The 21,519-nt window shown below is 47.9% G+C and carries 19 protein-coding genes; 7 read left to right on the forward strand and 12 right to left on the reverse strand.

Translation table 11 applies throughout. The annotated features are described in order from the left end of the window. Positions 1-4: 4 nt before the first annotated feature. From QT990_RS00075 to QT990_RS00090, 4 genes are all read right to left on the reverse strand, one after another. A complete protein-coding gene (locus QT990_RS00075; RefSeq protein WP_333300149.1) occupies positions 5-760 on the reverse strand; it encodes a DUF928 domain-containing protein in 756 nt (251 codons plus the stop codon). A gap of 456 nt (positions 761-1,216) precedes the next feature. Then, a complete protein-coding gene (locus tag QT990_RS00080) occupies positions 1,217-3,172 on the reverse strand; it encodes a CHASE2 domain-containing protein (protein WP_333138533.1) in 1,956 nt (651 codons plus the stop codon). Further along, positions 3,172-3,843 carry a response regulator transcription factor gene (locus QT990_RS00085; protein WP_333138531.1) on the reverse strand — a complete coding sequence of 224 codons (672 nt, stop codon included), beginning with the start codon at positions 3,841-3,843 and terminating at the stop codon, positions 3,172-3,174. Before QT990_RS00085 ends, QT990_RS00080 begins: the two co-directional genes overlap by 1 nt. Positions 3,844-3,914: 71 nt before the next feature. Continuing rightward, positions 3,915-4,052, reverse strand: a complete 138-nt coding sequence (locus tag QT990_RS00090) for a hypothetical protein (RefSeq protein WP_333138529.1) — start codon at positions 4,050-4,052, stop codon at positions 3,915-3,917. A 153-nt stretch (positions 4,053-4,205) separates the two neighbouring features. On the opposite strand from QT990_RS00090, the gene QT990_RS00095 reads away from it, so the two are divergent. Continuing rightward, a complete protein-coding gene (locus QT990_RS00095; RefSeq protein WP_333138527.1) occupies positions 4,206-5,024 on the forward strand; it encodes a class I SAM-dependent methyltransferase in 819 nt (272 codons plus the stop codon). Positions 5,025-5,784: 760 nt separating this feature from the next. On the opposite strand, the gene QT990_RS00100 is transcribed toward QT990_RS00095, so the two are convergent. The 5 genes from QT990_RS00100 to QT990_RS00120 form a co-directional block, all read right to left on the reverse strand. Continuing rightward, on the reverse strand, positions 5,785-8,025 hold the full coding sequence (locus tag QT990_RS00100) for a phosphoketolase (RefSeq protein WP_333464756.1): 2,241 nt from the start codon (positions 8,023-8,025) through the stop codon (positions 5,785-5,787). A gap of 218 nt (positions 8,026-8,243) precedes the next feature. Then, positions 8,244-9,467, reverse strand: coding sequence for a COP23 domain-containing protein (locus tag QT990_RS00105; protein WP_333412810.1), 1,224 nt, complete (start codon positions 9,465-9,467; stop codon positions 8,244-8,246). A gap of 212 nt (positions 9,468-9,679) precedes the next feature. After that, complete coding sequence (locus QT990_RS00110; RefSeq protein ID WP_333138521.1) at positions 9,680-9,865, reverse strand: hypothetical protein; 186 nt, start codon at positions 9,863-9,865, stop codon at positions 9,680-9,682. A gap of 12 nt (positions 9,866-9,877) precedes the next feature. Further along, on the reverse strand, positions 9,878-10,210 hold the full coding sequence (locus tag QT990_RS00115) for a hypothetical protein (protein ID WP_333300151.1): 333 nt from the start codon (positions 10,208-10,210) through the stop codon (positions 9,878-9,880). Between the two features lie 118 nt (positions 10,211-10,328). Next, a complete protein-coding gene (locus QT990_RS00120) occupies positions 10,329-10,937 on the reverse strand; it encodes a COP23 domain-containing protein (protein WP_333412811.1) in 609 nt (202 codons plus the stop codon). 682 nt (positions 10,938-11,619) lie between these two features. On the opposite strand from QT990_RS00120, the gene QT990_RS00125 reads away from it, so the two are divergent. Then, the gene (locus QT990_RS00125; RefSeq protein WP_333464757.1) at positions 11,620-12,225 is read left to right on the forward strand and encodes a hypothetical protein; all 606 of its coding nucleotides are present in this window, start codon (positions 11,620-11,622) and stop codon (positions 12,223-12,225) included. A 21-nt stretch (positions 12,226-12,246) separates the two neighbouring features. Here QT990_RS00125 and QT990_RS00130 read toward each other — a convergent pair whose 3' ends face one another. Beyond that, on the reverse strand, positions 12,247-13,680 hold the full coding sequence (locus QT990_RS00130; RefSeq protein WP_333464758.1) for a transposase: 1,434 nt from the start codon (positions 13,678-13,680) through the stop codon (positions 12,247-12,249). Positions 13,681-14,033: 353 nt separating this feature from the next. Between QT990_RS00130 and QT990_RS00135 the strand changes: the two genes are divergently transcribed. Both QT990_RS00135 and QT990_RS00140 read left to right on the forward strand, forming a co-directional pair. Continuing rightward, on the forward strand, positions 14,034-15,410 hold the full coding sequence (locus QT990_RS00135) for a cytochrome P450 (RefSeq protein WP_333464759.1): 1,377 nt from the start codon (positions 14,034-14,036) through the stop codon (positions 15,408-15,410). Further along, entirely contained in the window at positions 15,407-15,529 is a 123-nt protein-coding gene (locus tag QT990_RS00140; protein WP_333138509.1) for a hypothetical protein, read from the forward strand. The genes QT990_RS00135 and QT990_RS00140 overlap by 4 nt, the downstream gene beginning before the upstream one ends. A 419-nt stretch (positions 15,530-15,948) precedes the next feature. Here the strand turns inward: QT990_RS00140 and QT990_RS00145 are convergent, their stop codons facing one another. Beyond that, positions 15,949-16,236: a hypothetical protein gene (locus QT990_RS00145; protein ID WP_333138507.1), complete on the reverse strand. Its 288-nt coding sequence runs from the start codon at positions 16,234-16,236 to the stop codon at positions 15,949-15,951. 494 nt (positions 16,237-16,730) lie between these two features. Between QT990_RS00145 and QT990_RS00150 the strand changes: the two genes are divergently transcribed. The 3 genes from QT990_RS00150 (at position 16,731) to QT990_RS00160 (ending at position 19,327) form a co-directional block, all read left to right on the forward strand. Further along, complete coding sequence (locus tag QT990_RS00150; protein WP_015179186.1) at positions 16,731-16,991, forward strand: MoaD/ThiS family protein; 261 nt, start codon at positions 16,731-16,733, stop codon at positions 16,989-16,991. A gap of 488 nt (positions 16,992-17,479) precedes the next feature. Further along, positions 17,480-18,778: a threonine synthase gene (gene thrC, locus QT990_RS00155; protein WP_333464760.1), complete on the forward strand. Its 1,299-nt coding sequence runs from the start codon at positions 17,480-17,482 to the stop codon at positions 18,776-18,778. Positions 18,779-19,051: 273 nt separating this feature from the next. Next, on the forward strand, positions 19,052-19,327 hold the full coding sequence (locus tag QT990_RS00160) for a MoaD/ThiS family protein (RefSeq protein ID WP_006632924.1): 276 nt from the start codon (positions 19,052-19,054) through the stop codon (positions 19,325-19,327). Positions 19,328-19,512: 185 nt separating this feature from the next. Here QT990_RS00160 and QT990_RS00165 read toward each other — a convergent pair whose 3' ends face one another. Further along, the gene (locus QT990_RS00165) at positions 19,513-21,393 is read right to left on the reverse strand and encodes a ribonuclease J (RefSeq protein WP_333138500.1); all 1,881 of its coding nucleotides are present in this window, start codon (positions 21,391-21,393) and stop codon (positions 19,513-19,515) included. Between the last annotated feature and the right edge of the window lie 126 nt (positions 21,394-21,519).

The raw sequence follows: 21,519 nt of genomic DNA on the forward strand, positions 1-21,519 counted from the left end.
GGATTTAGGGTTTGGGCTGAGAAGCTTGTCGCTGTTGTTCGATCGCTCTTATTTGCTTCAATTGATCGCTCCAGTCTTTCAAAGGTGCGGCTTCCGAACTCGCAAGAGCATCTAGCAATTCCAGCACAGCCGCTTGGCTTTGAGAAGTCTCAGAAGCTTTCCGCGCTTCTGCGATCGCGTCATACCACAGCCCAGACTCCGCATACAGGTCGATCCGCTGTTGGGGAGTTTGGGCGGCTGCAAGTTGAGTCTGCAACGACGCCGCAGGCCCAACGACTTGGATTTCTGCCGTCGCCACCACATTCCTCGAAGGAACATTCGGATCGCACACCAACACCACTTGCCACTGATAGGATTGCCCGATCGACAGTTGGGGCAGATTTGAGGGCAAAGCAACCGACATGATTCCTGGCTGACTCTGCATCTCGGTTCTGTAGAGAAGTTGTCCCGTGCGAGTAAACAGCCTCAATTGCAGCGGACGAGGAGTGCGATCGGGTACAAACCAGGTAAAGGTCGGATGCCCAGAAATCGTCTCTCCTACATGGCTAAACGGCACTAAGGCAGTCAATCTCGCCGATGAATTAGCTTCGCAACTGCCGCCGCGAGTGGTATTCGTCCCCGTTTCTTTCGGTTTAGAAGGGTTTTCAGGAGGAGTGTATTGTGCCAGCGCTACAGGAGCGATCCAGAACGAAACACTCAGCATTAAACTCGCAATGCCCGCAGAGTAAATGGTTCGACGTTTCAACTCGTGAGTCATCATCGCAATCCCCTCTGTAACTATTTCTACAGTAATCAACAATACAGAAACACAATAGAGGACTACCCGCAACGGTCGTTTGCCCGAAGGTGCAAAGATATTGGTGTCAGCTTAAGGGCAAACCCTCAGTCCGGCAGTCCGGCAGGGGTTTAAACCCCTGCCTCAAAGCGAAAGTCGTCTGAAGACGACTAATGAGTTCTTCAGTCCTCTTTGAGAGGACTTTCGCTATGAGACAGGGAATTCATTCCCTGGCGGACTGCCGGGCGGGCGCGAGGACTGGGCGGACTGACAGCTTAAGTTGACACGCTTTGGGCATTGCCGTATCCAGAGTTCGTTATATCTGAGCTCTTGAACCATTCTCAAGAACGGGCAAGATGCCCGTTCCACAAAGAGTGAATTTCTTGTGGAACGGGCATCTTGCCCGTTCATAAACGATTTGACAAGGGTGAACCCAACCAATTACCAGAACCAGCGCCGTTTGGCTGACCAAGTTAACTCGCACACTGTCCCCCTCGGTACATTTGGGTAGCGCCGAAATGTTCCCCCTAATTGTTTGGCTAAATTGTTTGCCAATTGCGTTCCTAATCCTGAAGGTTGGAGTTTAGAGTTTAGATATTGAGTTGTCTCCCTGTCACAGTTCGTTTCACCGGAACTCAGCGCTTCTGCGTCAGACGGGTTCCCCTTGGCATTATCCGCCACCCGAATCACCTGCCGATCGCCTTCTTGAGTGCAAATTACGGTCAAGCGAGTGGCTTCGATCGCGTGTTTGCCGACATTGCAGAGCGCTTCTTCCAGAAAGCGGCAGAGTGCTCGCTTGTGTTCCAACCGCAGATGTGAGGTGTTCAAGGCATCGAACTGCACAATTTTGAATTTGAGCGTTTTGAGGTAAGGCAGTTCTTGTTCTAGCGTGTTGCAATAGACCTTGTAGAGCAATTCATGCAATGGAGCCTGCAGGGCCAATTCGATCGCACTTCCCATGCGGAGATGCGGTTCATCCGCGATCGCTTCTCGTTGCACTGAGCCGTAAACTGCCCGTAATTCTTGATTCAGGCGTTGCAACTCTGGTAGAAACGGCGGCGGTGGATCTTGCTCCCCAACTGTTCTCAAAATCACCACTAATGTTTGTAAAGGCCCGCTATGAATCGCATTAAAAGTTTGTTCGATCGCAAATTGACGTTCCTCCAACCGCAGTCGGAGTTCCTGTTCGTGGCGATAAAATAACGCTGCCGTCAACCCAGCCCCATTCAACACGAGTACGAGCAATACAGGCACGATCGGCACCCACCATCCCAAAAGAATCAGCCAGTAACAGAGCGCGATCGGGCTAATGCTGGCGACTAAGAGCCCGATCAAAATTTTCCAGGGCGATCGCAGAAATCGTCCCAAACTCATCCCCAAGAGTCCCCAGACCGCAATCCAGAGCGTTTCCCAGCCCTCCCCCCAAACCTGAAGCAACGCTCGCCGATCGAGTACCGCGCTAATCATCTGGCTGGTTTCGTGGGCTTGCATTTCGACTCCGTAAATCCGTCCGGGATTGATGCCTGCGATCGCACCCGAACTTGCCAAATCCTTCGCGCTAAAAGACATCATCCCAATCAGCACAATTTTGCCTCGAATCCAATCCGGGTTGACCTGTCCAGATTTGATTTGGGCCAGGGAAAGCACGCGAAATGGCATTGTCCCGCTGCGAACATTCAGTAAAATTTGGTTCCCGCCTGCATCCGCCCCCACATATCCGCCAGAGTTTGACTGCACTCTGGTAAATTCAATGCTGCCAAAGCGCATCGCCTCCGGATCGCGAATTCCATTACCTAGCTTAATTCCTCGGGTTGCTAAATAGAGTTCTGCCAGCCGGATCGCGAAGGAAAAACGGTATTCCTGTCGATCGTTGTTAGTGCCCAATAAACTGCGGCGCTGGTAGCCATCCGCATCGAGTACGAAATCTGCAAAGCCAACCTGTTCGGGTGGTAGCGCGGGCGGAGGTTTGACGATAAAGCCACTGCGATCGGGCAGTGCAATCTCCACTCCGATCGCATTCTTGCTGCTGCGAAACACCGATGTTAGTTCAGCATTACCTGGTTCCACCGGAATATCGCGGACAATATCTAGCCCGATCGCGATCGGTCGATACGTTTGCAACCGTTTGAGTAAATCGGCAATATCGCGATCGGGAATCGGATAAGTTCTAGCGCGTTGAATATCTTCCTCAGTGATGCCGACAATTACAATCCGTTCATCCATTGACTCAGGAGGACGCAAACGCAGAAATCGATCGAACGCAACCAACTCCCAAAACTGAAGCGCACCGCTCAATCTAGCCATCATCACAGCGACAATCACCATCACCCCTGGAAGCGCTCCTCGTCCCCAAGTCGTGACGCCCGCTTTCACTGCTTGCCATCGATCGCGCTTCACTAATCAATCAATCCTTCTTCCCTAGCTCGCACTTCCGTTTGAATCCGCAGATTCTTATCATCCTCAGGATACACCTCTAGCACATCTCGAATCTTAGTCCAGTAATACTGCACAGTGCGTTCAGAAACATTCATCCGTTTGGCGATCGCAGTATCCTGCAAGCTCTCGTGAAAAGCAAATTGCAACACTTGCATCCAGGCGGGTTTGAGTTGGAGCCCATTGCGGATCTCTCTGGGTGTATAAATCCGCTCGTGCAGTGCCCAATCAACCATTGCCAGCAAGTCTTTCATCGGCTGGCTCTTATCGACAACTGTGAAGCCACCCATGTGATTGTCGATCGACGGTTTCAGCCAAACTAAAGTCCGAACATGGGCACTCTGCACCACAATATTCAGAGTCGGATACTGCTCCATCAACGTTTTGAGGAGTTGAAGCCCTGAATTTGCTTGCGCCGTTTCGCCGATCGTCTCTGGCATCACCAGATCCACAATCACCAAATCCGGGGTAGTCTGCGCTATTTGCTGAAGGGCTGCCTGAGCAGTCGGAGCCGTCAGAATGTCTGCCTCTGGATATTCTTGCTTCAGAATGTTAAGCGTGCCACCTAACACCATCGCATGGTCATCCACAACTAAAAATGTTCGTTTCTCCGGTTGAGGTAAAGTCTGGGGCATAGTGCATAAAATAAAAATAGTAAGGGATGCGGGAAAATCAGCGTCTTTAGTTTAGGTAATCCGTCATCTTCTTACAATAGAGGAATTACCGGGTTTCCGTCCTGCATCTGTCCGCCAACTGTGGTTGTGGAGGTCGGCAACGAGAATTGCGCTAAAGCGCAGTTCTGATGATTGTGTTGCAAAATCCGCACTTCATCGGAATTATTCATCTCTCTCTTCTCGAACTCTGCGTTCTCTGCGTCCTCTGTGGTTAAATCATTCCCATGCCACCGGAAACGATCTTACGCACAGATAACTCGATCGGAGATTTGATTATATTTCTATTATAATCCTGGTATCCTAGTAAGAATAAGGATAATTTCATGCCAGCAGAAGGTTCGTATCAAGCGATCGCGTACAATCTGGAATTTGAGGGAGAAATCCAACGGTTAAAAGCTCAAGTTCTCCTCAGTTGGGAAAAGGAAGCGCGCACTTTAAAGTGGTTCGGTTTAGCCGACGGGATGAAAGTTTTGGAAGCGGGTAGCGGGCCGGGATTTTTCACAGAAAAATTGTTAGAATTGCTGCCAAACAGTTCGGTAACAGCGGTAGAAATTGACCCGGTACTGCACGAAAAAGCAGTAGCATATTTGCAGGACAAAGGGGGCGATCGAGTAAATCGCATTCAAGCATCAGTTGCGGATACTGGTTTGGCGGCTAACACTTTCGATTTTGCGATCGCCCGTTTGCTGTTCGTTCACCTTCCCGATCCCGTCGCAGCAGCTAAAGAAATATTCCGCATCTTGAAGCCTGGGGGAAAACTGGTGATTATCGATAGCGATGCGGATCTGTTTTGGCTGACAAATCCGCCTTGGTCAGTCGAGATTGTCAGGGAGAAATTCAAGCAGGTGATGGCATCGCGGGGCGGCAATTTATGCGTCGGGCGAAATCTGTGCCGCATTCTCAAAGAAGCTGGGTTTGTTAGCGTTGATTTAGAAGCGGTTGTCAGCCACAGCGATATCATCGGAATTGAGGCGTTTCAACCTTTGCTGGACTCCGGGCCCATTTTGCAAATGGTCAAACAAGGGTTCATTTCAGAGTCGGAAATAGAAAGCTATCTGGTTTCGCGGGATGAGTTTGTAGCTGCGGGCGATCGATCGATGATGAGTTTTTGGTTGATGGCTTGCGGGGGAAAAAATCCATAAATTTAAGACCCATTTTTCACAAAACATTGATGTTCGGCCGCAGCAAAACCTCTAGCACTATCGCTAAATTACCAGCTAACAAAGCAAACTTATCTAACAGTAAAACAATAAAAAGTTCACACAATAAATTCTGCCCTCGCTATTAGGTTAAAGCTGCAGGTATAGCTCTAGAATCGTATCATATCAAATGCGCTAGCATCGTCGGGCGTCAAATCTACTCAACAGCAAAAAATCAAGGAGCGAGTAACCAGACTTGAGATAATCCATCTGCGTTAATCTGTGTTTATCTGCCCTCATCTGCGGTAAAAAAAAGAGAATGTATTAACCGCAGATGACAAAGGATTGACGCTGATTCACGCCGATGAAGAGAATAGAGATAAGAATAATTCCGGTCCTAATACCAATTTAATGTGAAGTTGCACATATCTCGATCCCCCTAAATCCCCCTGATTGTTGGGGAGTAGGGGTTGACTTTGAGAAGAATCTTGTCCCCCCTTAGTAGGGGCGGTGCGACCCCTACTCCCCGTGCCCGCCCTCTTGGCTAGGGGGGATCGGATTCTATGCAACCTCATAAAAAATTGGTATAACAGATTTAATATCAAAGTTATAAATTTTCATATTAGCGATCGCTTTTTTAAAGCTTTCATGTTCTTCGCCTTTCTTCTAAAATTTTTGCTGTCATAGGTATCACCATCCTATTTGAATATTACTAGCCCCTACCCAGCACAAACCAGGCAGGGGCATTCACTCACATTCTAACTTAATGAACTAGCTCGATCGCCCTTTTAGTCAACGCCTCAGCAGTCAACCCATTAAACGCCATCAACTGACCAGCACTAGCAGTAGTTTCCCCCCGCTTCCAAGCGAAAGTATCCCGCTTGCAATTGCTGCGGAGCATCACAGGTTCCAACATCCCAGAAGCACCGCCTGTCACGCCTATCAAGGCATCTCCGCCAAACAATTCGGCAAATTTCTCATCGCTCAAAAAGCCGCCGTCAGCTTCCGAACAAGTATCCCAAGCAACATCGCTAGCACGGTACAAACGCCGAGGATTGACAACAGAAACAATTCGCACTCCAATGCCTTCTGTTTCCAAAAATGCGGCTGCTTCAAACACTGGCATTAAAGTCATGTCGCCGACAACTGCAAACACAACTTTCTTGCTTCCCCCTTGATTGTGGGCGGCTTGCGGGGAATCGACTTCGTGCAGCACTATTGCACCGTCTTGCAAACCTTGGCGAGTCTGTTCAAGAGTAGTGCGAATTGGCAGCGGCGACTTGCTTGCAGTAATCACAACTCCCTTATTTTTAGCAGTCAAAGCCCACTCATAACAAGCTTGAATGCTGTTAGCATCCGGTGGAAACAAAGGAAACACATTTCCGTTCCGCATCATCGCCGCAAAATAAGCCTCAATTTCCGGCCGCTGGTGCGTCCAACCGTTACGGCCTTGTTCCAATGCACCCGCTGTAAATAAGGTGACAGTTGCCGGAGTTGGACGGCGCAATTCTGCCATTGCTTGGGTTACAGTTTGCCAAATTGGTAAACCGTTAATGGCAAAAGATTCGTAGGAACACCACAAACTCCGCGCTCCAAATAGCGATAAACCTACGGCTAAACCGGCGCAAGCATCTTCGCTCAAAGGTTCGTAAACTTGACCGTTGGGCGATTGATTGTACAGGTCATCTGTCGTCGGGTGAATAATCTTAAGAGCTTGGTTGATATTGGCAATTGCCGATGCTTCGTTGCCGTCAGCATTAGTCACAAGAAAAGTCCGATCGCACTCGCCGACTTTCCCTACCAAACGTCCCATTGCTGTTGTCGAAATCTTCGGTTCTCCCCCAACTGCAAATTCTTCTAAAGGCAATTCGCCTAAATCTGCCAGCGGCAATGTAAACTCAGTAACAACTGTTTTCGCCGCCGGCCCGCCGCCCGCACGCTCGCAATTTGTCCGCACCAACTCCCAAGCAGCAGCAGTCAAAGCGCGCTCTTTTAAAGCACTGATAATGTGCGGAGCATCCAGTGTATCTTTCGGATAAAGGTTGTGAGATTTTGCTCCGCGCGCGTGGACGCCGGCACCTTTTAACTGTTTGATAATAAACGCAGTTAATTTGCCGCCGAGAGCAGATTTTGCCGCTTTGTCAACTCCTTGTAAAACAGCTTTGGTAAATGCCATGCGCTGTTCGAGCGAAAAAGCAGTGCTGTCAACATAATCTTCCGGTTGATTTTTATCGTCAAATTCTTTGGCATCAACTAAGATAACTTCTTCAAAACCGTTGCCTTGCCAATAAGCAATCATTTCAGCATTAGTTTTAGTTGAAACCATGCTGTGATGTTCCTGAGAATATCCGTTCCAAACTAACACTGGCAAAAAGTTAGTAGCTTTGGGATAAGCAGTGTGGAAATGCGCCATGCTGCTCATCGGATAAGGTTCGCCCATGCCGCCGTCGCCCATTGTGAAAGCAAACAGTTTGTCGGGGTGCAAAAGCGCTCCAGCCATTGCGAAATGCTGCCCTTGTCCGAGGGGGCCGGCCGGTGCTAAAAGGCCGGGAATGAAACCGGAAAGATGTCCTAATAAACCGTCTTTTTCTCGGAATTTATCGCGCACTTGCTGCACGTTGAAAATTCCCATATCCTCTAAAGATCGATCGAGAAACATGGCGCTGTAAAAGCCGGGGGCGTGATGGCCCACTTCGGTGACAATGTTCTTGTGTCCCAGCATCACCAAAGCGGCATAGGCCTCAGCTTGGCTAGCAAAACCCCCCGGATGTCCCGATGCCTTGCTGGCGGTGACTTGCAGCGTCAGGTACCGCAGGGCGTCTGCTCCCAGCATCGTTTGAAAGACGGCGACGGGATCGGCAGGATCGGCGATCGACTTGCTCCCCTCGGCGATCGCAGGTGTTTTCCCATAAGTATCAAAACCAGGGACTGTTTCAGAAAAATATTGAATGCCTTCGCAAAAAGCGGGCGTTGTTGACGTTGCCTGCGGGGTAGTTGCTGTCATGCTTGATACCTGAAAAATTTGAGTTAGATTAATGTAAGAGTAATTTTATAGCTTCCGTGTTCCAAAAAATCATGAGTTCTATTATGTCAGTGATAAATAAGTAAAATATCTCAAATTTTCAGCTAATAAGTAGTTGTTTGAGAGCCCCGACTTATAAAAAAAAGCCGGGGTTCTGTGTTTACCCATTACTCATCCCTCTAAAATCTTAAATCGCCAATCTAAAATTGTTCCAGCCGTTCCCGGACATCGATATACAGCACAGTACCGCTTTCAGAAAGAGAAGGCACAGCCTTTTGATTCCGCAGCCAAACAAAAAAACTGCTTAGTGCAGGAGTCGGATCTTGATCGCGGCGCAGCGTGTAGATCAAACCTTCGCAAGGCCCATTAACGCGGCTAGTCGTGCAAATCGCTTTCTGGTTATTTACAATACCCACAGTCACATAATTTAGCTGTTTATTTCTGTTATAATTCTCAAGGCGCTGAGTCACTTGTTGGCAGCGAGTTAGAGGATCGTAGCCAGAACTAGAAAAGAAATTAGAATTCCAGCGAATCCAAGGCTCCCTGAACCCTTGCGGATTTTGATACACAGTCACCGGCTCGCCCGTGGAGGTATCGCACACAAATCCTCCATAACCCAGATTCGGTTGGTTTTGACCAGAGGCGCTGCTGATAGAAAGATTGCTGAGAATATCCAAGCCGTTACGCTTATTTTGTGATAGCAACTCCCTAAAAGCATCGATCGGGATTGCCGCGTTCAACCCGGTTTTTATCTCCTCAATCTGACCGTTCCACTGACTTCTAATTGTGCCAACAGTATCCCCCTGGCCGTGAATTCCTATTACCCTGCCATCAGCATCAAATACAGGCCCGCCGCTCATCCCGCGCCTGGTTACAGCTTGGTAGCGCAGACGATACCCTGATGAGGCGCGGCCCAAGCGAGAAGAGATGATACCAGTAGTAAACTCAAGTTTTCGTTCAACTCCCGAAATTGGCAGCGGATAGCCCGAAACGTAAATAGCAGAACCAACAACAGCACGTTCTGACTCGCCCATTGGTGCTACTGGATACTGTTCTCGGCTCTGAAACTGTATCAAAGCCAAGTCTATATCCGTGTCATTTTTAGGTAGGCGCTGTATTCTAATCGCAGCATAGTCCTTCTCCAAATGAGTGCGAATGCTGTATTTTTGAGCGAGGCTTGCCACCACATGATTAGCTGTCAGAACAGTGTAAATATTACCCTGTTTGGCAATAATTACTCCCGATCCACTAGCAAAAAAACCCAGCGTATTGTTGACTTCCACAGTTGTCAACGTCGCTAGCTGGGCAATTTCTTCGGCTGTTTTGGCACAGGCAGCATATTGTTGGCTAACAACCGCCGTCACTGTTAATGCACCTGTCAAGATGATTGTCAGCGCGTCAAACCGCAAACTCCACACATTCATCGATAACTCCCTAGATGAAACGAGGCGAACTGCCAATATATATAGCCTTTCTCAGTAACATGAGGTGCTCTCGCGGGCATAGGGCATAGCGCATAGAGCATAGGCCTCCGTCGGCATACCTCACCAAGATTGAGAACTGCTGTACTAATCGGAATTCCCCAACTGGATTTAACCATTTTTTCCAATAATTCCGCTGTTGGTTCACTTCCATCTTAAAAAGCATAAACGCCAAAATTTGGATCTCGATACTTGCCCCTACAGTTAATCCCCACCAAGAAACCTTTGGCATGAAAAATCGGGTCGCGGCTCATACCGATTTTAACCTCATTGGTATAACCCAAGCTATAACCGTGAGGCAAAGATTTGGGTAGCAGCACCGAAACGAAGCCCGCGTCCATCGATTTTAGATTTTAGATTTTAGATTTTAGAGGCGACCCCACGGATAAATGCGGGGGCTTGAGGATTTTCGATTTTCGATTTTGGATTGACTCGACGGATAAATCACGTGGCGGGTACCACCTTTGAAATTCGTGGTCAGCGAAACTCCCAACCTCAGCACCCGCAGGAAAGCCGACTACCAGCATTGCCTCAGACACCGCTCCTGCCTCAAGGCTTAAGCGTGCTATTTTATACTCGATCGCGCTGCGAAACAGAACGATCGCCAGATCGGTATTGCCCAGCCGGCTCAGAACTGCTAGCAGTGGGTAGAGGAGGCAGTCGTCGGTGACAAGTCCGATCGCCACAACGTGCTATTTAGTCAGCACCGTATAGCTTTGGCCATGCTGCCGGACGATCGTCCCAGAACCAGGAGATATTCCCGTCGGGATGCGTAGCGCTGTTTGACGCACCAAATTTTCCACCTCAATCCTTGGAATTGGCGATCGGATGGAAAATTTGCCAATCTTTAAGGCTGTCGGAACGGTGGGGAAAAGGGGGCAGTTGCACGCCATCAACAGTGTTTTCCCCTAGCTTTTCCCTGACATCAATGTAAGGAATTTTACTGCTTTCATCAAAAGACGGCATCCCGACATATCCTTGGCGCCAAGCCAACAAATTATACAAAGAGCCGATCGGGTCTTGGCCAGGTCTGAGGGTATAAATCAAATTTTGACACCGCCCATTGACTTGATTCGCCGTGCAGATGACGTTCTGGCCGTTCATTTGGCCCGCAGTAATGTACTTAAGCATTCGTTGGCGGCGATAGGTTTCGAGGCGTTGACTCACTAATTGACACCGAGTGGCCGGATCGTAGCCAGAACCGGAGAAATAATCGGAAGTCCACTCAATCCAAGGCTCTACGGCACCTTGAGCGTTTTGGTACACTGTCACCGGCGCACGGGTCGAGGTGTTACACCAAAATCCACTTTCCCCCGGTACTTGCCGACCGTAACTCGATCCAGAAGCAACCGTCAGGCCGCTGAGGGCGATGGCTGTTGCCACCAAAACTTTTGTCAATAATTGCTGTCTCATGATTTTTTCCCTGTGTTTTATGAGATTCGGCACAAAAATCACCGAATGCTGCGATAACACCCTTGACACGCTTGTTCGTTACAACTCCGCTGACTTGGAAATTATGTTCTTCGCGACTTGACCAGAAACCTGTTTTTTTTACGAAAACATTTCGTTGTAGCCCTTATGCCTGGTTAAAAAACCCGGTTTTTTTGCTCTTGATGCGTAAGTTTTGATATTGTTCGCGACTTGCACGTTTCCTCTAACGGCGATTTCGGCGCTGTTAAAAAAAACGCTCCGAAGCCGAGCTTAAAATGCCCGCGCAAGTCGCAATTCTGTCCTCATTACTACTAATCCAGCTCGGGCTGTCGCAAACCGGAAAGAGGCTCTTTGCCTCAGATATTGGAATGGCTCGAATTGCAAGGGTACATCACACCTAGTGACACGATATTTGATATCACTTACGTGCTCGGTCGCGAGCTTGATCTGCTGAGACAGGTAGACTCCTGGGTTACTGCACTGAAGGGTAAAACCCATCTTGCTGGAGATAACACTAAAATCCAGGTATTAAAAAGAACTCTTAACTTGTTTTCATCTCCGTACTGCGGGAAATACTTCTAAGTGAGTGTAATCAGGGTCTAAGTGCTTTCTACCACCAAAATTCACCCTCCATACACTGACGTTTAGTGGAATATTAAAAACTATGAACCTTATCTGCAAACAGTTAGGATATTTAGGCGTTTGGTTAATTTTGATGGGCGGTAGCAGTTGTTCTAGCTCAGATGCAGCTACCTCAACCGAAAACCAGAGGCAACTCTCAGCCAGCGCCCCTCATTTCCAACACCTACAGCTAACGGGAAATCAAATTGAGGCTCGATCGAGTCAATTAACGCAGCCTTCTAACTCTGTTGCCTCAGTTTTAGGCAGTGCTGCCCTCTCAGAAAATACTGCCACCGTTACGGTTTATAAGGTAGATAATTTGTGTCAAACTCTGAAGCAGGAAACAGTTACAGGCCCAGAGAATCAGTTAATGTCATCGGCGGTTAATGAAGTGTTAAAGCAGCAGATTTTCGATAGTCTTGGTTTGGCTGGTTATCGCCTCAAGATCGATCGCGACCTCGGAATAGCTACCGTGGATCTGCGAGCATCGGGAAATTCGCGGCAGAAATTGCAAAATCTGTCGAGTTGTCAGATGTTAGGTTTGTTCGGTGGGCTGCGCCAAACTTTAACCAGTTATGCTCCTTGGCAAATCAAAACTGTGCGTTTTACAGAGCTTGGGGAGGACATTTTGAACACGGTTAAAGAATAAGCTAGTGAACTAACCTGACGGTCAACGGAGTACCGTTAGACCGCAGGCTTCTTTTTCCTTTTGTTCAAAGGCTTTTTTGAGTGACGGAGTTCCCCCGCCACTTTCGTAAGTTAGACCAATCCTTCTTATAAGTTTGGCTGAATTTTCATCTCGATCTAAGGATTCTCCGCACTGGCAATAATGCCATCGCTCCGACAATTCTTTTGGTACTTTATTAAGGCAATTCCAGCAATGCCCAGATGTGCCTTTGGGGTCAACAAATAAAACGCTTTTACCTAATTTCCAGGCAACATATTTGAGGACGCTGGCGAATTGTCCGTGAGCAGCATCAAGCATGGATTTATTCAAACCACTTTTAGCTGATTGACCATTAGGTAAATAAACCAAGCTACCATTCTCAATGTCAGTCTTCGGCTTGGCACGTCTAGTCAGATTTTTGACACTCAAATCTTCAACAACTAAAACATCACATTTGCCGAATAGCTCCTGTGCCGTTTTGAATTGAAAATCTACTCTATATCTAGCTATAAACTGGTGAAGTTGAGAAATCTTATCCTTGATTATTTTCCAAGGCTTAGAACCTTTAACCCTACTAGCCAGCTTCGCTTGAAGTTTTGCTAATTTCTGGGCAGATTTTCTCAAAAATCTAGGATTTTCAACTCTTTCACCATTGGAAAGGTAAATGTAATTCGTGATTCCCAAGTCGATACCAAGAGTATTTTTATCAGTTGGTTGAATTTCTGCAACCGTTACGGGAACAGTCTTATCTTCTAGCGTTAAGGAAATATACCACCCATCCGCTTCTCGAATAACCGTTCCCGTCTTAACCTTAAATCCTGTTGGTATTGGACGATGGAAAACCATCGGTACTTGACCTATTTTTGCGAGGTCAATACAAATCCTATTCTGCTCATCCTTAATAATGTCAAGATTGTCTAATTGAGGATAAGTGAAAGATTTGTAGTAGTGAAGTCCTTTGAACTTGGGCTTGCCTCTACGATTGCCATTTTTGTCGGGCGTTGTAAAATTTGAAAAGGAAGTTTCAACCCTGTTGACGACATCCTGTAAAACCTGAGAATCCAACACTTTATAATCAGGAAATTGCTTTTTAGTGTTTTTCATGTCGGCAAGCTGTATGGTTTGCCACTGTACATATCCGCCTTCAATGTTCGAGAAAACCTCACCTTTTTTAGTTAAAGGATTGCCTGATTCATCCTTTTTTCTACCATCCCTAGTCTGCACCCTAGTTAAAGGAATATTTTGATAAATTTCCTCAACAGTAACTATCGAAACAATCAGGGGGCAGGCATTGATAGGTGTTCTCGTGGCTTCCCACCATCTAAATCTTTCGCCAAGTCGGTAGTTGTACTGCCGACGACAGAGTTCTAAATGAGCCACAATTGTTGCTAATTGGGCTTTGGTGGGTTTGAGGCGGTATTTGTATGTGAGTTGCATCGGAAACTCCTTTTTCGACCTACCTTAATGTACCATTTCTTTTGATTTAATATTTAGAAAGTACATCAAAATTTAAGGTACTTGCAATGTTTAATTGTCGGTTTCCGTCCGCGACACCCGACGCTTCTGGACATCACGCTCGGTAATTTATTCGGGGTACTTCGCGTAGCGCTCAGATTCATCCCCTCTAAATATACCGAGGGACTTCCCGGCTGATAGTTAAAATTATTGGAGATGGGACTTACGCAATTCTCCCCTTAAAAACAAGGGTTGGGAGGGATTAAATAAACCTTCAAACCCTTTGAGGTTTTTTGATGCTGCTAAGTCCTGTGACCAAAACCCCGGTAATTCCTATGACACTACCTGACGGCCCCAAAAGCCCCCGCTTCGTGCAGCTAATTCAATGGATCGGCGATCCGCTGACATACATGGATAAATGTGCCAAACAATACGGCGACATTTTCACGGCTCAAGTGAACAACGGGAAACCATTGGTGATGATCAGCCACCCGCAAGCTATCCAGGAGATGCTCAACAGCAACGCGTTTCACGCTCCAGGCCGCCTGAACAGCCTCCTCAAACCCCTGCTGGGAGAACAATCCATGTTTCTCCTCTCAGGAGAAAGGCACAAACGCCAGCGCCAATTATTGATGCCACCCTTTCACGGGGAACGGATGCGGAATTACGGTCAACTAATTTGCGATATAGCTCAAGATGTTGCCAGCAAATGGTCGGCCGATCGACCTTTTGTGGCCCGCAGCGCCATGCAGGAAGTCACCATGCGGGTAATCTTGCAAGCTGTCTTCGGCATGGATGACGGGCCGCGGTTACAAGCACTCAGACCACTACTTGCCTCAGTCGTCGATATGACCAACTCTCCCCTGCGATCGAGCATACTGTTTTTCGGCTGGATGCAGCAAGATTGGGGATCTTGGAGTCCTTGGGGACGCATGAAACAGCGGCAGCGGAAAGTTGACGCACTCATCGACGCGGAAATTGAAGAACGCACACAGCAACCAGACGCCAGCCGCACCGACATTCTCAGCTTAATGATGGCCGCGCGCGACGAAAACGGGCAACCAATGACGAAGGAAGAATTGCGCGACGAGTTGATGACGCTGCTGCTGGCAGGCCACGAAACCACAGCAACGGCCCTAGCTTGGGCGTTTTACTGGATTCACCACCTGCCCTCGGTGCGCCAGAAGTTGCTGCAAGAATTGGACAGTTTGGGGGAAAATCCCGACCCGATGGAGATTTTCCGCTTACCTTACCTGAGTGCAGTTTGTCAGGAGACGCTGCGAATTTACCCCGTGGCAATGCTGACGTTTCCGCGAGAAGTTCTCACGCCCGTGGAACTGATGGGACATCAACTCGAACCGGGCACAGTTGTCGTCGGCTCGATTTATTTGACTCACAGACGGGAGGATTTGTATCCAGAACCGCTGCAATTTAAACCGGAACGGTTTTTGGAGAGACAATTCTCGCCTTACGAGTATTTGCCCTTTGGAGGCGGCAGCCGCCGCTGTATCGGCTTGGCGCTGGCGCAGTTGGAGATGAAACTCGTGTTGGCAACCATTTTGCGGGATTTCGACCTAGTATTGGCCGAGAAAAAGCCCGTACAGGCCAAACGCCGAGGGGTGACTTTAGGGCCGGCCGGCGGCGTGCGGATGGCCCTGCTGGGGCGGCGGATGTCGCAGCAGAAGCCTGAACCTGTTGTTAGTGGGGTTTGAAGTCGCAGCAGTTGCAGGTGGCGATCGAACTTTCAGCTTTGAGTGCAAACAATTTAGCGAGAATGTGCGATCGTCCGCCAATGCCACCATTTTTTGTAGCCCCCGCTACAGATAAATAGCTAGAATCCTTGACCTGTAAGCCTCCCCCCTCTCAATTTTCAAATTCTCAGTCTAAAATAGTATGAACCTCGCAAACACAGCCTGAAAGCAAAAGTGGGTGATTGCAATAGTCCTCTTGATATCTCAAAAGCCTCCCTGCCATACTGTAAAAACATATGCATACCCTGTTATTCAGCAAGGTCGGAAGCGCGTTGGCATTGCCTGCAATCTTCCGGCCTCTTTATTTTTTGGGCTACTTCCGGCATTGGGTACAAGATGCTGAAGGGAAGGCAAAAATATAAATTCTCCCCCTGTTCCCATCTGCCCCTGTCCCCAATCTAGAGTTCTGCCTCTCATTGAAATAGAATCCGACAGCAAGTTTAAGGAATCACTAAGGAATAATTAATAACTTGTTAAATCAGCTCCTTTTGCCCTTCTCTCAATCTTCTGTTTTCAGAAATTCCGATACCGAGACAGACTTCGGGAGACTATCCAGATCCTGAATTTCGCTTTCGTGGGCAAAAAACTCGACTTCTTTGTCGTCAATCTGGATCTGATAGCTAGCGGTAGCTGTCACAACCCGTCGCTTTTTTTTATCTTCTATTAAAACCCAACACACAACAGGTCTTACCCATCTCTCAACGTGCTGGTTTTGCTTCGTACTCCCAAAGGCATACCAGCCTTTAGCTTCAATAATTTGAAGCACTTTAAACTCGTTATTTGCCATATATCTCTATCGCGTTAACTTCAGTATTCTTCTTAGATAGAACGGCTAGCTTGCTAAGCAGGGCAAAGGTTTGACTATTCCAAGCCGCACTTGATAACCTGATTTTTCGTCAGGAGAAGCGGGTTTACAGGCCCTTGTCTGCGTTGTTGCCTGCTAAATTTAGTGGGATCTTTTTGTACTCTCCCACAATTACGGTAAAGTATCTATACCCCATCCTCAAAAATTATTCTCGCATTAGCCTCAACAGCAGCCAACTAGACGTTAGCTAGCTGCATCTAAGTGGATGCCAACTGCTTCTAACGCCTGGTTGGTGAGAGCGATCGGCATACAATCCGGTTAAGACTTTTTGCTGCAATCAACTATCATCTTTACCCGATGGGGTAAAACTTAACTAGAGGTTGCCGCTTTCAATTCTAAGCCTCGGCGCGCCTAATTCCTAATTAATTGTATGGTGTAGTTGATAATTGCCCAACCGTCGATCGCACTCAACAGCCGTGTCTAACTCTTCGATTACCATTACCGTTAAACTGTTTGCCGCCTTCGGTGAAGCCTACGGCGTTTCGGAACTTACCTTAGAACTTCCTCCCGAAACCCCAGTGTCTCAAGTGCTCGAAAGCTCGATCGCCCAATATCCTCAATTAGAACAATGGCGCGATCGCACCCGCTTTGGCCTCAACCTGGAATTCGTCTCCCCCGACACCATCCTCCAAGACGGTGACGAAGTTGTCCTCATCCCTCCCGTCAGCGGCGGGTAGGCTAAGTTGGTTCATCTGAAATGTTGCACCATTGTCAATAAGCTTTTTAGGAACAGGCAAGATGCCTGTTCCACAAAGAATGAATTTTGTTGTGGAACAGGCATCTTGCCTGTTAAGCGAGAAGGGTGCAATATCTCAGTTAATCAAAAATTCGAGGTTTTGTAGTTGTGTTCGATCGCACGACTGCCCAATTCTTAGCCCAAAAAAGATTTATTAAGTTTTGTAACAATTTCGTCGGCAAATCATCCTTGAGCTCGATCGGGCTTGCGTGCAGGGCTGACAATCTGGATTAAGAACCCGATCGTGAAAACAACTCAAATCCTTGTGGTGTGGGCGTCCCGCCCGCGCAAATATCAAAGTTAAATACACCACTCTTTAATTGAAAAATCAATCCCGACTAAAAAAATCGGGTATGGTTGACGCACTAATTTGAGCGTGGTATTCTGCGAAAAGAATTAACAAACATCGCAAAACTAGAGAGTTGAGCTATGACCCAGGCGACCAGAACCCAATCCACAGCAGCAACCTTCACAGCCCTCAAATGTAAAGAATGCGGCGAAGAGTACGAACTCCAAGCCAAGCACGTCTGCGATTGCTGTTTTGGCCCGCTTGAAGTCAAGTACGACTACGACGCCATCCGCCGCACCGTCACTCGCCAAACCATCGCAGCCGGCCCCAACTCGATCTGGCGCTACCGCGCATTTTTACCAGTCGCTACAGATAACGTCATCGATGTCGGCACTGGGATGACTCCTCTATTAAAATCCCACCGGTTGGCGCGTCGCCTCGGTCTAAAAAATCTTTATATTAAAAACGATGCCGTCAATATGCCCACTCTCAGCTTTAAAGACAGAGTGGTGTCAGTCGCCCTCAGCAGAGCGAGAGAATTGGGTTTCACAACGGTATCCTGTGCCAGCACCGGCAATTTAGCTAACTCTACGGCTGCGATCGCCGCCCACGCCGGACTCGACTGCGTAGTCTTCATCCCCTCCGACTTAGAAGCAGGCAAAGTCCTCGGCACTCTGATTTACAATCCAACTGTCATGGCAGTTCACGGCAACTACGACCAAGTTAACCGTCTCTGTTGCGAAGTCGCCAATACACATGGCTGGGGATTTGTCAATATCAACTTGCGTCCCTACTATTCCGAAGGCTCCAAAACCCTCGGTTACGAAGTTGCCGAACAACTAGGCTGGCAATTGCCCGATCACATCGTCGCTCCCCTCGCCTCCGGCTCTTTGTTCACAAAAATTTACAAAGGTTTTCAAGAATTCATCGAAGTCGGTTTAGTTGATGAAAAGAAAGTCCGATTCAGCGGCGCCCAAGCTGACGGCTGTTCCCCCATCGCCCAAGCCTTCCGCGAAGGCCGTGATTTCGTCAAACCGGTGAAACCGAATACAATTGCTAAGTCGATCGCGATCGGCAATCCAGCCGACGGTATGTACGCCTTGGAAATCGCCCGCAAAACCAACGGCAACATTGAATCCGTCAGCGACACCGAAATCATCGAAGGCATGAAACTGCTAGCAGAAACTGAAGGCATATTCACAGAAACCGCAGGCGGCACGACCATCGCAGTCTTGAAGAAACTTGTAGAAGCAGGTAAAATCAATCCCGATGAAACCACCGTCGCTTACATCACCGGCAACGGTTTGAAAACGCAAGAAGCAGTTCAAGGCTACATCGGCGAACCCATCACCCTCGAACCGAAACTAGAAGCGTTCGAGCGCGCCCTAGAACGCGCCCGCACGCTCGAACGCTTGGAATGGCAACAAGTTTCGGTTTAATAGTCATTAGTCATCAGTCATTAGTCATTAGTTATTAGTTATTAAGCTGTTGACTAATGACTGAGGACTACTGATTAATAGTCATCAGTCATTAGTCATTAGTTATTAGTTATTAAGCTGCTGACTACTGACTAAGGACTACTGATTAATAGTCATCAGTCATTAGTCATTAGTTATTAGTTATTAAGCTGCTGACTACTGACTAAGGACTACTGACTAAGGACTACTGACTACTGACTACTGACTACTGACTACTGACTAAGGACTAAAAAAATGACCGTCAAAGTTTTAATTCCCACTCCCCTGCAAAAATTTACCAACAATCAAGCCACGATCGAATGCGCCGGCGATAACATTTCCGAACTAATTGAATCCCTGGAAACCAATTGTCCTGGCATCAAAAAAAGCCTGTGCGACGAAAAGGGAGAACCCCGCAGATTTCTCAACTTCTACGTCAACAGCGAAGACATCCGCTTTTTGGATGGCTCAAAAACAGCCCTCCAAGATGGCGATGAAGTCAGCATTGTTCCTGCTGTTGCTGGTGGCTGATTAATTTTTAACCGCAGATTGAGGCAGACGAACGCAAATGAACGCAGATAGTTATTTAAATCTATCTGCGTTCATTTGCGTTTTAGGAAATCAAATGTAGGTTGGTAGCTGCGCTTGGGTACCCAAGCGCAACTACAAACCTAAAACTTATTTCTTTGTCCGCAGTGCGTCAGAAAATTATCGCACTAGGAAGCTGCCCTTGCAGCAGTCCGGGGACGGCGCCGGCCAGTCACCTGATTGGCAGGAGATGGCAAGGATGGGGATGGCAAGGATGGCGATGCCGATGATGGCGATGATAATAGCTTAGGTGCTTCCAGGGCACCTGGAGATACTGCTGCTTTTTCCGATCGCACTGCTTCTTCTGGAATTTGCATCAGGAATACCAGCAGCGGATTGCTTTGCAGTTCCCGGCGCATCACTCGCCCAATTGCCTTTTCTATTTGCGTTTGAACTCCTACCCAGTCAATGTCAACTTGCGAGTCAGCAGTCGCGGGTTTTACAAATTCTGACCAGCGATCGCTCAAAACTGTTTCAATGGTTTGAGTGATTAATCCGATCACCTCCGCGCGATCGGCTGATGTCACTACACCTTTCAAGTGAACTTCTGGTTTGGCAACTAATTTGCCTTCCCAATTCAAAGCCGCCGCTACCGTTACAACGCCATCTCCGGCTAACTGCTGACGTTCCTTGAGGACGCTAGCTTTGACCACGCCCGATCGAGAAGCATCTACCAATTCAATTCCTGAAGGCACTTGACCAGCGACTCGCATCGAATTTTCGGTCAATTCTACGACATCGCCGTTATCAATAACCACCATATTGCTAGCGGGAATGCCCATGCTTTGAGCCGTCTTGGAGTGCTGGATCAGCATCCGGTGTTCCCCGTGCACTGGCAAGAAGAACTTGGGACGAGTCATGTTAATCATTAACTTTTGGTCTTCTTGACAACCGTGACCCGAAACGTGAATGCCTTTATCGCGGCCGTAAACCACGTGTGCTCCCAGCATCATCAGTTTATCGATCGTGTTTACCACTGCGATCGTATTTCCGGGAATCGGATTAGCCGAGAAAATGACTGTATCGCCCTTTCTGATTTTCAGTTCGTGATGTTCGCCGTTAGCAATGCGAGTCATCGCCGCCATTGGTTCGCCTTGGGAACCTGTAGTTAAAATCAGCACCTTGTCTTCAGCCAAATTGCGGATTTCTTTCAGCGGTTTGAAAATACTATCTTCGCATTTGATGTAGCCGAGATTGCGGCAGTGAGCGATGACGTTAAGCATCGACCGGCCAACCACTCCCACATACCGATTGTTTTTCTTAGCCAAGTCCAAAACAATTTGCAATCGGTGTACCGACGAAGCAAAAGTCGTCAGCAGCACTCTTCCCGGTGCTTGAGCGATAATTCTGTCTAAATTCGGCGCCACAGAACCTTCCGAAGCGGTAAAACCGGGAACTTCCGAGTTAGTAGAATCGCTAATCAAGCACAACACGCCTCTTTCGCCGTACTCCGCTAGCTTTTGCAAATCAAAATGCTCGCCGTCTACAGGAGTGTGGTCAATTTTAAAGTCTCCGGTGTGGATCACAATTCCCACGGGAGTGTGAATTGCCACAGTAAAACTGTCGGCCATCGAGTGAGTGTTGCGGATGTATTCTACTAAGAAATTCTTGCCAATTCTGACAGTATCCCTGGGTCGAACCGTTCTCAATTCAGTGCGGTGAGACACTCCGGCTTCTTCGAGTTTTCCGGCTAGCAAAGCCATCGCCAAACGGGGGCCGTAGATGACCGGAATTTCAAATTGTTTGAGGTGATAAGGGATACCACCTATGTGGTCTTCGTGACCGTGAGTCACGATCATACCTTTAATTTTGTGGCTGTTTTCCCGCAGGTAAGTCATGTCTGGGAGGACAATATTTACCCCGTGCATTCCATCTGTCGGGAACGCTAAACCGGCATCTAAAAGAATGATTTCGTCGCCGTACTCGAACACACAAGTGTTTTTACCGATTTCGTGCAGCCCGCCGAGGGGAATAACTTTTAGAGCAGATGCAGTTGTATTTTTGATCATGCGTATCCTTTGTTAGTTATTTTTGTTATTGGTCTGTTAACTGTTGACTGTTGACTGTTGACTGTTGACTGTTGTCTGTCGTCTGTCGCCTACTGTCTATACCTCTCCAATAATCCCTGTGGAACA

It is taken from the genome of Microcoleus sp. T3_B1 (genome assembly GCF_036700445.1).
Lineage (GTDB): Bacteria > Cyanobacteriota > Cyanobacteriia > Cyanobacteriales > Microcoleaceae > Microcoleus.

Coding starts and splice junctions, on each gene's coding strand:
- QT990_RS00075 (WP_333300149.1), bottom strand. CDS start 760: ATGATGACTCACGAGTTGAAACGTCGAACCATTTACTCTGCGGGCATT.
- QT990_RS00085 (WP_333138531.1), bottom strand. CDS start 3,843: ATGCCCCAGACTTTACCTCAACCGGAGAAACGAACATTTTTAGTTGTG.
- QT990_RS00090 (WP_333138529.1), bottom strand. CDS start 4,052: ATGAATAATTCCGATGAAGTGCGGATTTTGCAACACAATCATCAGAAC.
- QT990_RS00095 (WP_333138527.1), top strand. CDS start 4,206: ATGCCAGCAGAAGGTTCGTATCAAGCGATCGCGTACAATCTGGAATTT.
- QT990_RS00100 (WP_333464756.1), bottom strand. CDS start 8,025: ATGACAGCAACTACCCCGCAGGCAACGTCAACAACGCCCGCTTTTTGC.
- QT990_RS00105 (WP_333412810.1), bottom strand. CDS start 9,467: ATGAATGTGTGGAGTTTGCGGTTTGACGCGCTGACAATCATCTTGACA.
- QT990_RS00110 (WP_333138521.1), bottom strand. CDS start 9,865: ATGGACGCGGGCTTCGTTTCGGTGCTGCTACCCAAATCTTTGCCTCAC.
- QT990_RS00120 (WP_333412811.1), bottom strand. CDS start 10,937: ATGAGACAGCAATTATTGACAAAAGTTTTGGTGGCAACAGCCATCGCC.
- QT990_RS00125 (WP_333464757.1), top strand. CDS start 11,620: ATGAACCTTATCTGCAAACAGTTAGGATATTTAGGCGTTTGGTTAATT.
- QT990_RS00130 (WP_333464758.1), bottom strand. CDS start 13,680: ATGCAACTCACATACAAATACCGCCTCAAACCCACCAAAGCCCAATTA.
- QT990_RS00135 (WP_333464759.1), top strand. CDS start 14,034: ATGACACTACCTGACGGCCCCAAAAGCCCCCGCTTCGTGCAGCTAATT.
- QT990_RS00145 (WP_333138507.1), bottom strand. CDS start 16,236: ATGGCAAATAACGAGTTTAAAGTGCTTCAAATTATTGAAGCTAAAGGC.
- thrC (WP_333464760.1), top strand. CDS start 17,480: ATGACCCAGGCGACCAGAACCCAATCCACAGCAGCAACCTTCACAGCC.
- QT990_RS00160 (WP_006632924.1), top strand. CDS start 19,052: ATGACCGTCAAAGTTTTAATTCCCACTCCCCTGCAAAAATTTACCAAC.
- QT990_RS00165 (WP_333138500.1), bottom strand. CDS start 21,393: ATGATCAAAAATACAACTGCATCTGCTCTAAAAGTTATTCCCCTCGGC.